Here is a 13432-nt window from a genome sequence, read left to right as displayed (position 1 = left end):
AATACCTTGCTTTTAAAGCCGATGACATTAGTCATCGGCTTTTTCGTTTACAGATGTACCAATCGAATAGAGATTGAGATATATCAATGGTATGAGAATATCAAAATGTATTGGTTTTGATACAAAAATATTCGCGCCATGAGTTAAAAACCGCTGTTGTGCTGCTTCATTGTGCTGATCCGTAAGCACCATTAACGGCTTCTCTGCGTAGTCCGCTAGATCCCGTATTGCAGTAATTGTGTTTACACAGTCTGTTGCTTGTTCATTGAGTGCGGGATCAATGATGATTAAGTCATAACCTTCTGTCGCTAACAGTTCTATTGCATATTGTTCCGTATTACTCATGTCAACATGAGCCCCAACACTGAGTAATTGTTTTGATAGCGAATATGCAAAACGCATATCTGTATCAATGAGTAGTATTTTTATGTGCTCTAATAATAAGTGACTGTGCGTGTTCTTAGTGGCAAGAACTAACTTTTGGTCTCCTACGTTTTGAAATAATATATCTAGCTCACTGTCATTGTGTTTATTTAGTAAGTTAATATCACCTTGCTCTTCATCTATGTAAGGTAATATTGAGTCGACACAATTATTGTCTCTTTCGGGTATTGTGAAATAAACCTTAACGGGTGCTTCAGCAAGGGTTCTAACAAACATTACCAATTGTTGTATTTGGTCATCTGTCAGAGGATGATCAATTACAAATACTTCGATTGTCGAGTTAACGGCAACCACGCACGCGTCAAGTAGACTGTCTACGATTAATACATTTTTATCAAACTGTTGTACTTTATCTTTGAAGTCTTGATCTGTCGTTGATATTAGTACTTTACTCTCATCAGGCAGCTTAGGCAGGTCTGTTCGAATAGCCGGGAAAGCTTGCTGCGGTTGTGGTTTGTCTGTTGCACTGTCAACTGATTCTTTACTCGTGTTAGTCTCTATAGTTAGTGCTGATTCTATCTCAGTTTGTTTCATGGGCAGTTCATTGAGTGGGATTGCCAGTGTAAATGTACTCCCTTTGTTAACTTCGCTTTGGATACTGATATTGGCACCTAATAAATGGGTGAGCTCTTTTGCTATGGTTAAGCCTAATCCTGTTCCTCCATATTTACGACTTGTTGAGCCATCTTGTTGTTGAAAAGCTTCGAAAATTGACTCTATCTTATTCTGCGGGATACCAATACCGCTATCGATGACGGAGAAAATGACACTATCAGTTGCTGAAAGCGACCCTTGAGCACCTCCTGCTGGTGTTTTAATGAGCTTTATCGCCAACCGGACATGACCTACTTCTGTAAACTTTATCGCGTTGGAGAGGAGGTTACGTAAGATTTGTTCTATCCTAAGGCTATCTGTTTCTATAACAGTCGGTACTTGGCTATCGACGTCGACATCGAACTCGATTGATTTCTCCTTGGCCATTGGAGCAAATAACTGTTTTAAGTTTTCGACTATAGAGTTAACTTCAACAGCAGTTATATGAAGTGTTAGCTTGCCTGCTTCTACTTTAGAAAGATCAAGAATATCATTAATCAAAAGTAATAAATTTTGGCCACCTCGATAAATTATTTGTGCGTCTTCAACTTCTATTTTGTCTAAATTATTTTTTTTATTTTCACTGAGCCCTTTAGCAAGAAGAAGCAGGCTGTTTAATGGAGTACGGAGTTCATGGCTCATATTGGCGAGAAATTCAGACTTATATTTGCTCGCTTGTGCTAATTCTTCGGCTTTGGTCGTTAACTCTCTTTGCGATTGTTCTATTTTCTTCTTTTGTTGATGCAACGAGCGTTGCTTATCCGAGAGTTCATCATTTGAAGCTCTTAGCTCCTCACTTTGCTGTTTTAAATTTTCTTCTGAGATGGTTAAGAGCTCCGTTTTACTCTGCAGCACCTCATTCGCTTGTTCTAGCTCTTGTTGTTTAAATGTAAGGACTTCCGCTTGTTGTTTTGAGTTTTTCAAGAGCTGTTCTACTTGTTTACGACTGCTTACACTGTTGATAATGACACCAAGGTTATCAGCCACTTGCTCCATAAAATCTTGCTGTATTTCTGTGATGTGATTAAATGATGCCACTTCGATGACACCAATAGTTGCATCTTGAAATAAAATAGGGGTGGCTATGATATTGAGCGGTGCACTTTTCCCTAATGCAGAAGTAATGGTTGTATGTTCTTGAGGAACATTAACTAACACGATTGATTCTTTTTCTATGGCAGATTGACCAGCCAGCCCTTGTCCAAACTCTATGGTGTTATCGTTAGATTTTCTTTTGTTAAATGCGTATGAACCATATAATTTAAGTAATTTTGAGTCTTCTTTTTTAACGATATAGATCACGCCTTGAGCAGCTTGGAGTGATTTTGAGATGATGGTGATAACGCGTTGGCATAATTCTGAATGATTAATCACTCCTTGAGATACATTATTGACAGCTGCAATCTGTGTTTTTAACCAATCCTGTCGCTCTAAGTCTGAAAGTATCAGTGCTTTAGCCTGAGTTTCTTCAGTGATTTTATTGTCTCTTTCACGCAATTGTACGACCATTTGTTGCAGGGCGATGCCGAGGGTATCCTTACTCGAGCTTAGTTCAACCTTAACGTCTAAATTTCCGCGCGCAATTTCTTGGGCAATATTGACTTTGTTATTTAGTGCATCGACCATAGTTTTTAGCATTAAAAAGATACCCGATAGCGACGCTTCTTGAGGGAAATTTATATCTGTATTACCTCTGGCCACCTCAGTCGTCACGCCCATTATTTCTAAGGGCTCACCTCCAATGGGTTTTTTAATTTGTACGGTAATTAGCCAAGCCACTAACATTGAGCCGGATAAACCAATTATGGAAATGACGCTAATCACCAAGGTTGAATATTCATTGTCCTGTTGTACCTTAGGTCCGAGCTTATCTTGATCGCTTTTTACAGAAAGCTTAACGTCTTCTGCAGCAAGTGAGATGATGGGGCCAATCCTGTCTAGTTGGTTATTGATGATGGCATTTCTTTCAAGGATAAGCTTTTCAATGGCATCAAAATGTTCGATATAAGCTGCACGGGATGTTTGGAATGTAGCAAAAAATAATCGTCGATTAGTATCGGTAAGTTGTGGGCTTAGTGTTGTCGCAAGGGTGTCTATTTCGATACCGATTTCTTTTTTAAAGCGTAACGCTGCTTGATTGGAGTTGGTGTTTAAAAACTTATTGGCATAGAGGCGAGCTAATAAAACACGTTCCTGTATCCGACCTGCATAGTAAGCAATATCAGGAGCGTTATCAGCGTATGCGCTTTCAATTAGCGAAGATAGTTTTGTGCGCATGATGATACCGGTAGGATCGAGGTTATTAAAAACAAGATCATCTCTTTTCGTCTTCATATCGATGATGATATCGAAGTTTTGCACATAATCGTCGATTGATTCGCTAATCAGCGCAACTTGCCTCGCTCTAGAAGGCTCTTGGATTTGTGTCCTCGCTTCATCCAAAAAACTTTGTAGTTTCTTCAATCGAGAACGGTAATTATTGACGCTACTTTGATCGCCGGTCTTAAAAAACTCTTTAACGAATAACCGTACGAACAACATATTTGCTTGTAAGCGACCAGCAAGGTTTGTATCCCTAGCTAAATTTCTATACTCACTAAATCCTTTAGTACTATCTGAAATCGCATAGTAGGACAAGGTGGATGTTGCAATAAACAAAGCGACTATCATGCCAAAGCCAAAAGCTAACATAGTAGATAGTTTCATTTTATCAAACATAAGATGACCTATACTTTTTAAAGGAATAGTGCCACTGGGTGGCGTAATTACATTAAGCATAGTTCATTTATCTGTGTTTTTACGACAAATAGCTAATGAGAAAAGTGTATTACGTCATTAACAATTAAATAAAAATAGTATAAAGTAAACGGGTGTTTAAATGGTATGTTTGATTATTGGCTTGACAGGAGAAAGATAGATGACTGAGTATCAACCACCGTTACAAGATATGAGTTTTTTGTTAAAAGAAGTTTTTGATGTAGAAACACTTTGGCAGGGAATACCGACTTTGCAAGAGGCTGTTGATGTTGATACTGCTGAGGCTATTCTTGAAGAGGCAGGAAAACTGGCAAGTCAGTTGATTGCTCCGTTAAACCGAATTGGTGATGAAGAAGGGGCTACATTTAACCAAGGCGAAGTCACAACACCTACAGGCTTTAAAGAGGCATTCAATACGTTTGCGGAAGGTGGCTGGAGTGGTCTTTGCGGAGAACCAACATACGGAGGCATGGGAATGCCTAAAATGTTGGGGGTTTTGTTTGACGAAATGATGTATTCAGCAAATACTTCATTTACACTTTACCCAACCTTAACCTCTGGAGCATGCTTAGCGTTAAACGCACATGGCAGCGATTCGCTCAAAGAACAATTTCTTCCGCCTTTATACAGCGGTCGTTGGTCTGCATCGATGTGTCTAACTGAACCGCACAGTGGCACTGATTTAGGTTTAATTAGAACAAAAGCGGTTCCGAATGAACAGGGCAGTTATGACATCACCGGGACCAAGATATTTATCACTGGTGGTGAACATGATTTAAATGAAAATATCATTCATCTTGTGTTAGCTAAGCTACCTGATGCTGCACCGGGCGCCCGTGGCATATCATTATTTTTGGTTCCAAAAATTAATGTAGAAAATGATCAACTAACAACTGCAAACAATGTCAGCTGTGGTTCAATTGAACACAAAATGGGCATTAAAGCATCGTCAACTTGTGTTATGAATTTTGATGCTTCGAAAGGCTACCTTATCGGTGAGAAAGGCAAAGGCCTCGCGTGCATGTTTACAATGATGAACTACGAACGTTTGTCGATTGGTATTCAAGGAATCGGTTGTGGTGAGATGGCCTATCAGGGAGCGAGTGAATACGCAAAGGATCGACGCCAAAGTAAAGGCCACGGTGAACTTCGAGATGTAACTAAGGATGCTGATCCTATCATTGTACATGGTGATGTACGTCGAATGTTGTTAACTGTGCGTGCTAACAATGAGGCCAGTCGTGCATTTGCACTGTACATCGCCAAACAACTTGATTTAGCAAAGTACAGCGAGGACGAGGAGGTTAAGCAAAAGGCGAGTTGTTTAGTTGCATTGCTAACACCAGTAGCAAAAGCATTTTTTACCGATCTTGGTTTAGAATCTACTATCCTTGCTCAACAAGTCTTTGGTGGTCATGGTTATATTCGTGAATGGGGCATGGAGCAGCTTGTTCGTGATGTTCGCATTGCACAAATCTATGAAGGTACAAACGGAATACAGGCATTAGACCTGATTGGTAGAAAGGTTGCGATGAATAACGCAAAAGACTTTAATCTATTTATCGGCGAGATTAGGGGGTTTATTGATACTGAAAATGTCAGTGATCAAACATCACAAATTTCAGCAATGTTAGAGCAATTGAGTTCTGCAGTCGACCGCTTAGAGAGTGTTACTCAAACAATGCTTGAGCGCTCAAACGATGGTAATGAGTTAAACGCTAATGCTGTCGATTATCTTAATGCGTTTGGTTATACAGCTTATGCATATATGTGGTGCATGATGTCGGTTAAAGCAAAAGCGAGTCAGCTTAGTAGCGATAACCCATTTTATGACAATAAATTATGTGTTGGGCAATTCTTTTTTGCTCGTTTACTGCCAAAACAACAAGCTCATATTGATACAATTTATGCGGGGGCATCTTCAGTGATGGCCATGCCTAATGATATGTTTTAACATATTATAAGTGCTAATAAATTGAACAACGCCTTGACAGATTCTAGTCAGGGCGTTGCGGTTTAGTTGCCGAGTTTTTATCCACTTACACCACTAAAGTTGAAAAAAGTCTTTTCACTAGTTGAAATCCCCAAATTGCGCCCCATTTCTTTAGTTAACGGTTTGCAGAATAACTGCAACATCATTTTAGTATGTTAAATATAACGGAGTTCAGGAATGTCAGAAACAACTCAAACTCATGGCTTTCAAACAGAAGTGACACAACTTCTTCAATTGATGATCCATTCACTTTACTCAAATAAAGAAATATTCTTACGTGAATTAGTTTCTAATGCTGCGGATGCTGCTGATAAGTTACGCTTTAAAGCGTTAGAAGATAGTGCATTATATGAAGATGACGGTGAGCTTCGCGTTCGTGTTAGCTTTGATAAAGAAGCGCGTACTATTACTATTAATGATAATGGTATTGGTATGAACCGAGATGATGTTATTGAGCATCTTGGTACGATTGCAAAGTCGGGTACGGCAGAGTTCTTTTCTAACTTAACGGGTGATCAAGCGAAAGACAGCCAACTGATTGGCCAATTCGGTGTTGGTTTCTATTCTTCATTCATTGTTGCTGACCGTGTAACTGTTAACACACGTAAAGCGGGTACTAGTGCAGACCAAGGTGTTCGTTGGGAATCAGAAGGTAAGGGCAGTTATGACTTAACTGATATCACCAAAGCAGAGCGTGGTACGGAAATTATTCTTCATTTAAATGAAGGTGAAGAAGAGTTCTTAAATGATTATCGCCTTAAGCAGGTGATCAGTAAGTACTCTGACCATATTTCAATTTCTGTGGAAATGTTTAATGAAGAAGTTGCAGAACAAGATGGCCCAGACGGTGAAAAAATTCCTGCAATCCCGGCATCTTGGGCTCCTGTTAATAAAGCGACAGCAATTTGGACATTAAGTAAATCAGAGCTAGAAGACAGCGATTATAATGAGTTCTACAAACATGTTGCTCATGACTTTGAAGACCCGCTGACTTGGGCACATAATAAAGTTGAAGGTAAATTAGAATACACGAGCTTACTTTATATTCCTGCTCGCGCGCCATGGGATATGTACAATCGAGAGTCAAGCACAGGGTTAAAACTATATGTGCAACGTGTATTTATTATGGATGACGCTGAACAGTTCATGCCAACGTATTTACGCTTTGTTAAAGGGTTAGTCGATTCAAATGATTTACCGTTAAACGTATCTCGTGAGATTTTGCAAGAAAACAAAGTAACGCAACAAATGCGTAATGGTTGTACTAAGCGTGTCTTACAAATGTTAGATCGTTTAGGTAACAAAGATGCTGAGAAATATCAAAAATTCTGGAAAGAGTTTGGTCAGGTCTTAAAAGAAGGCCCAGCTGAAGATGCAGCGAATAAGGAAGCCATTGCTAAATTATTACGTTTTGCTTCAACTCATGCTGACACAAGCGAGCAGACTGTGTCGCTTAAAGAATATATTGAACGTATGCCAGAAGGCCAAGAGTCAATTTATTTCATTACTGCTGATAGCTTCCAAGCCGCTAAAAATAGCCCGCATTTAGAACAGTTAAGAAGTCGAGGTTATGAAGTATTATTAATGTCTGATCGCATTGATGAGTGGTTGATGAGTCACCTGACTGAGTTCGATGGCAAACAACTTCAATCAGTTGTAAAAGCAGATCTTGATCTTGGTGAAGTAGATGAAGCGACCAAAGAGAAGCAAGCTGAGACTGACAAAGCATTTGAAACCGTTGCCGAACGTATTAAAACAGTATTAGGTGATGAGGTTAAAGATGTACGAGTTTCACACCGTTTAACCAACACACCGAGCTGTATCGTATCTGATGGCAATGATATGACTAGCCAAATGATCAAACTGATGGAAGCGGCTGGTCAGCCTGTACCTGAAACTAAGTTTATCTTTGAATTTAACCCTGAGCATACACTGGTTAAGCATTTAGCCGATGAACAAGACGAAGCTCGTTTTGAAAAGTGGGTCGATGTTTTATACCGTCAAGCACAACTATCTGAGCGTGGTTCATTAGAAGACCCAGCAGGATTCATCAATAAGATGAATGAATTGATGCTAGATTTAGCAAAAGCATAATACCTAGCAGTGTAGAAAATTAAAAACCACTATTAAGCGATTAATAGTGGTTTTTTCTTTATGAGGCGTAAAAAGTCGATTCGCTAAACATTTTATCTAAGGTCTGTGAACTTACCTCAGAGAATATTTTAATATAGGTTTAATAGCATAAAACGTTTCGGCGCATCACAGAAATGCGCTTATTAAAAGCCACTCAAGATGGCTAAATAGTCACCTAAAACAGTTCAATATTACCGTCATTAATAGGCGATTGTATCTCACCTTCGGCACATAGATTTTCATAGTTATAAACACAGTTACGGCCATGATCTTTAGCGAAGTACAACGCTTGGTCTGCATTATTTAAAATAGTGGGTGCGTGATCATGTGTTGTTATTTTTGCATAGCCACAACTTATTGTTATATGCCCTACTAGAGGAAAGTGATATTGGGAGACGATTTTTCTAAAACGTTCGAGTAAATTAGCAACGTTCTCTTTACTGGTCGGCTCAAAAATAATGACAAACTCTTCACCACCAAATCTAAATAATAAATCGTTAGCTCGAAACGACTTCTGCATTAACTGAGACAGGACTAGCAACACTTCGTCACCGTACATGTGCCCAATTTCATCATTGACCTTTTTAAAGTGGTCTATATCAATCATTGCTAGCCATGTATGGCCAAGGGCCTTGGGCTGGCGATGTTCTTGTCCTTCGCAGGTGTTTAGTGGGTGTTGTTGATTGTTATATTGTTTAGTGAGTAGCGAATTTAATTTTTGTTCATAAGTACGGCGGTTAAATAAGCCCGTTAACGTATCTCTTTCACTGATTGCTAGCACTGAATAGAAGTTTTGACTTAGTTTAGTGATGGCAATTAGTGAGTCGAGGTCTTTTGAATGGCGTTGCTCTGAGGCAACGTCGACCGCGTAACTGACATTCTCATCAATATTAATAGGAATAAACGTATGATACATACCGTCGGCGCTTTGATAAACCGTCATTTGAATTAACTTTGAAACATTAACTTTTATGTATTCTTTAGTCGCTTCCGGTAGCTTAGTATCCCATATGTAACTTTCAATGCCATGTTCATCTTTTTGGGTGGATAGTGTTGAGGATACTTCAAAGTGAGGCGTCGGATAGAGCACCTTTTGAAATAAAGAAATAAATGCATTAGGGACTAACTCAGAAATAGTCGCTAATAAACTAATCCCGAAAGCTTCGGAATCTCGTTGCTTAGTGATTTCTATGACTGACTCTAAAATATTCTTATTCATTCATACTCAATTTGATTAGTTATTCTTATTTTGAAAAAGACGTTTATTACTAAACCCTTTGAAAGGCTACATTAAAATAATTTCGCAGATGCTTGGACATATTGATTAATTGATGGATATACAGAATCAAATATACAACATAAATAGCATTGTATAAATAAGGTTATGCAAAAAAAGTAAAATGTCGACTAAAGAGATAGTAGAAGAGTATATAACAGGTGAGGGGGAAATACGCTACAGATGTAGCGCATTAAAACAATAAAACTTAAAAGGCCGCAGTGTCAGTAAAAAGACCTACTTTTAAATCTTTTGCATTGTAAATTTCACGTCCATCAACTTCCATTGTTGCATCAGCAAGTCCCATAACTAATTTACGGTTGATCACACGCTTCATGTTGATTTTGTATGTCACTTTTTTCGCTGTTGGTAAAACTTGACCAGTGAATTTTAGTTCGCCCACACCCAGAGCACGTCCACGGCCTTTTCCGCCAACCCAGCCAAGGTAGAAGCCAACAAGCTGCCACATCGCGTCTAAACCTAAACAACCAGGCATAACAGGATCGCCGATAAAGTGACAGTCAAAGAACCACAAATCTTTGGTGATATCGAGTTCAGCGATTATCTCACCTTTACCGTAAGTACCACCGTCTTCAGTCATACTAACGATGCGATCCATCATTAACATATTTGGTGCAGGTAATTGTGGATTGCCTGGACCGAATAACTCACCACGACCACTGGCTAATAAATCTTCTCTTGAGTAGCTTGATTGTTTAGACATCTCATAAACCATTGTATTAAAATCGGCCGCTAGATTAGCTAACAGTTGTTCGCTAAACAACTCCGATGAGCCAATGAATGATTAATTAGTCCAAAATTTAAGCCTATCCCAAAGTGATTCGGGTTGGTGGTCATGACTGTTAAGCTTATCAATACGTTGCTTTATAGCACCGTACAATGAATCTTGTGGGTAGGTGCTATCTTCATTCACTTGTCCTGCTGTTAGACTAAATACTAATTCAATAGCTTGCTCAATGTGACTGACCGGGTAGATATAAAAGCGCTTATCTTTGACAGCTTGTCTTATTTTGGGTGTCAAATTGAGGTTGTTGATATTGCTCATTGGAATAATGACGCCTTGGCGTTTACCAAAACCATTGACTTCACAGGCCTTGTAAAACCCTGATATTTTCTCATTAACCCCACCAATGGCTAAGATATTCCCAAATTGATCCATCGCGCCAGTAACAGCTATTCCTTGCTCAAGCGGTTTGTCTGCGAAGGCCGACAGTAAACATAATAAGCTAGCCATCGCAGCACTATCACCATCTATTCCTTGGTAGGATTGCTCGAAAACCAGATTGGCGGCAAGGGGGATATCATCTTCGAGGGCAAATTTTTGGTGTAAATAGGAGGTTAATATCGCAACACCTTTTGCGTGAATATTCCCGGCCAAGTCGACCTTTCGTTCAACATCATCTATTTCGCCGTTACCTAAGTAGACAGCGGCAGTTACACGAGATGGTTCACCAAAGCAGTCTAAATCGGTATCAAGAACTGAGAGAGCGTTGATTTGCCCGATAGCCTGTCCTTGAGTAACTAATAGTAATTGTTTCTCTTTTATCGCTTCAAAACTGTATTGTGCGATACGGTTTTTACGTAAGTTATAAGCTGCAATGGCTTGTTCAATGTGTGGTTCATCAATAAACTGGTCTTTAACATCGACAAATGTCTGAGCTTGCTGGATAAGCGATTTGAAAATCGCACTATCAAGAGACACTTTATGTTGATGCTCGATGAGCATTGAAGAAAAATTCATTAAACACACTAAGCCAGCGTTGGTCAGATCGTTACAATTACTGCGTCTAGCGATATTCTGTAAATAGCCTGCGTAACTTATATAGGCTGATTCGGTGTCAAGCGAGTATTGATGGTTAACTTCTGCGATTAATGGAAATAATTGAATGATATCAGGGTCTAGATGTAAAAAGCCCTTATATGCCATTGAGTCGCCGACTAAGATAATTTGTAGTCGTAAGTCCATTGACTCTGGATCAAGCCATTGGCTGCTACATCGCCATTTGATTTGGTGGTCAAACAATGATGATTTTAACTCAAACCACAGTTCAGGATTTTCTAGTAAGCGTTCGGCAGGCAGGATTAATACACCACCGTTCGCTTGGTGTAGTAATCCAGGTTGTAATAAGTGGTGGTTGGCAACCGTCGTCCCTTGCTCTGTAACAATAGCGATGTCGCCAAACAATTTGACACTGTCTGGATTGTCACAAAAAACGATAGGAAATTGGTCATCACCTTGGTGACTGACAAAATTATTACATACAACAGGGTGACTTAGTTGGTAGCCGTAATCAAGTTGTTTGGCTAGATCGCTTAAGTATGATTTAACTTCTGGTAATCGTTTGAATACTGTAAGAAGCGGGTTGATATGATCACTGAAAGCACTGGTTACAAAGGTTTCTTCTATATGTTCTGGGTTAGCGCTAAGCTTTTGTTGTTGCAGTTGTTTAAATTCTTTTTCTTGTGCTGCCAATAACGTTGCCGATTGCTTTAGCCACGAATTAACTAAACGAGAAAACTTAAGCCCTTGACCCTTAGGCAGTGTTAAACAGACAGGCTTGCGAGGGTTTTTAACATCTTCACAGTAGACTGCATCATAAACATTATCACTTGATAAAGGGTGCGATAGTAGTAACTCTCTGATGAGCGCTTTACTATCAATCGCTGGGTAACCGAGCATAAAAAGGTGTTGGTCGTGACAGTGTGGTGTGGAAAAAAACTCAAATGCATTTTCTGCTCGCTCTTGACCTAAGCTTAAGCCCTTAGCATCTAGCCAAGCGTTATTTTCAAGCAAAGCTAATGCTTTTTGTTGATCAAAGCCAAGTTGCTCTAGGCGCAGACTAACCGAATTATTCAAATGAGTTTATCCTTAATTTATTTTTAATCAGTGTGTTAGGTTAATTGTAACTTATAAAACAGTTAATGCCAGTCCTTTGAGGTAGAAGCCCTCAGGGAAGGTGCTTGCAATTGGGTGGTCAGAAGCTTGCGATAGTCTGGCGATAATTTGGGCGTCACGACGCGCATCAAGAGCGGCATCAGCGACAATTTTCTGAAACAGATCCGCAGACATTAATCCTGAACATGAATACGTTAATAAGGTGCCACCTGGGTTCAGTAACTGCATTGCAACCATGTTGATATCTTTATAACCACGACAGGCCCCTGTAAGTTGGGCTTTATTATCAGCAAATTTAGGTGGGTCTAATATGATTACATCGAAGGTGCGGCCCTCTTCACGGTATTTTCTAAGCAGTTTAAAAACGTCAGCTTGAACAAAATCAACGCGAGATAAGTCAAGGTTATTTAGTTCGATGTTTTGTTTCGCAATATCCAGTGCCGGTTGTGATAAATCAACATTGGTGAAATGTTTGGCACCATTGTTTAATGCATAGATACCGAATGTACCTGTATAGCTGAAACAGTTAAGTACTGTCTTATCTTTACAGAATTCACCAGCGATGCGGCGGTTATCACGTTGGTCAAAATAAAAACCAGTTTTATGGCCTTGTTTAATATCAACAAGAATTTTAACGCCATTTTCTTCGATAATGCTTAAGCCACCTTCAAGCACACCTTTGATTTCACCTTGTGTCTTGGCAAGTCCTTCTTTTTTACGGACGTCAACATCTGAGCGATCATAAATAGTATGTTGTGGAAAGACCGCTTCCAATGCAGCAATGATTAGGTGACGGTTATATTCAGCCCCAGCACTGAGTAGTTGACATACAAGTGTATTGTCATAATGGTCAACGGTAACTCCTGGCAAGTAGTCAGACTCAGCAGCAATTAGACGAAATCCGGTCAACCCTTGTTCTTTGATTAGAGCCTGACGTGATAAAAAGGCTTGTTCAACACGTGCTGTAAAAAACGCTTGATCAATATTTTGTTGTTGATCGAAGCTCCAAATACGAACCCTAATTTGTGACTGTGGTGAGTATGCCCCTCTCGCTAACCAGTTTCCGTTATGATCAAGTATGTCGACTGTTTCCCCTAGCTCAGGTTTACCTGAAACTTTTTTAATCGCCATGGAAAAAATCCAAGGGTGACGTCGATTAAGTGCTTTTTCACGACCGGGCTTAAGAATAATTGAAGGGTGCATAAGAGGTTTCTCTAATCGAAAAATAGTGGCGCGATTCTACGGGGAAGGTGATCGATAGGCAACATAAATCGTGGTTATATAAACGTTAGTACGTCGAGTTGTGGACTGGCACAGG

The 13432-nt window shown here is 39.5% G+C and carries 7 protein-coding genes; 2 read left to right on the top strand and 5 right to left on the bottom strand.

The features are described from left to right. Window positions 1–27: 27 nt before the first annotated feature. On the bottom strand, window positions 28–3756 hold the full coding sequence (locus Q8W26_RS04115; RefSeq protein WP_305472368.1) for an ATP-binding protein: 3729 nt from the start codon (window positions 3754–3756) through the stop codon (window positions 28–30). Window positions 3757–3955: 199 nt separating this feature from the next. On the opposite strand from Q8W26_RS04115, the gene Q8W26_RS04110 reads away from it, so the two are divergent. Together Q8W26_RS04110 and htpG are read left to right on the top strand one after the other, a co-directional pair. Beyond that, on the top strand, window positions 3956–5749 hold the full coding sequence (locus tag Q8W26_RS04110; RefSeq protein WP_101215104.1) for an acyl-CoA dehydrogenase C-terminal domain-containing protein: 1794 nt from the start codon (window positions 3956–3958) through the stop codon (window positions 5747–5749). Between the two features lie 216 nt (window positions 5750–5965). Next, entirely contained in the window at window positions 5966–7882 is a 1917-nt protein-coding gene (gene htpG, locus Q8W26_RS04105) for a molecular chaperone HtpG (protein WP_101215103.1), read from the top strand. A 214-nt stretch (window positions 7883–8096) separates the two neighbouring features. On the opposite strand, the gene Q8W26_RS04100 is transcribed toward htpG, so the two are convergent. The 4 genes from Q8W26_RS04100 to Q8W26_RS04085 all read right to left on the bottom strand — a co-directional run bounded on the left by Q8W26_RS04100 (window position 8097) and on the right by Q8W26_RS04085 (window position 13317). After that, window positions 8097–9140, bottom strand: coding sequence for a GGDEF domain-containing protein (locus Q8W26_RS04100; RefSeq protein WP_101215102.1), 1044 nt, complete (start codon window positions 9138–9140; stop codon window positions 8097–8099). Window positions 9141–9405: 265 nt separating this feature from the next. Continuing rightward, window positions 9406–9921 (bottom strand): 3-hydroxyacyl-[acyl-carrier-protein] dehydratase FabA, encoded by a 516-nt coding sequence (gene fabA / locus Q8W26_RS04095; protein WP_101215160.1) that lies wholly within the window; start codon window positions 9919–9921, stop codon window positions 9406–9408. Between the two features lie 81 nt (window positions 9922–10002). Next, entirely contained in the window at window positions 10003–12075 is a 2073-nt protein-coding gene (locus Q8W26_RS04090) for an AAA family ATPase (RefSeq protein ID WP_101215101.1), read from the bottom strand. A gap of 51 nt (window positions 12076–12126) precedes the next feature. Then, window positions 12127–13317: a class I SAM-dependent methyltransferase gene (locus Q8W26_RS04085; RefSeq protein ID WP_101215100.1), complete on the bottom strand. Its 1191-nt coding sequence runs from the start codon at window positions 13315–13317 to the stop codon at window positions 12127–12129. Between the last annotated feature and the right edge of the window lie 115 nt (window positions 13318–13432).

This window comes from Psychrobium sp. 1_MG-2023 (genome assembly GCF_030689115.1).
Classification (GTDB): domain Bacteria; phylum Pseudomonadota; class Gammaproteobacteria; order Enterobacterales; family Psychrobiaceae; genus Psychrobium.
Note: the sequence above shows the minus strand (reverse complement) of the source record. Positions and strands in the feature narration are given on the sequence as shown.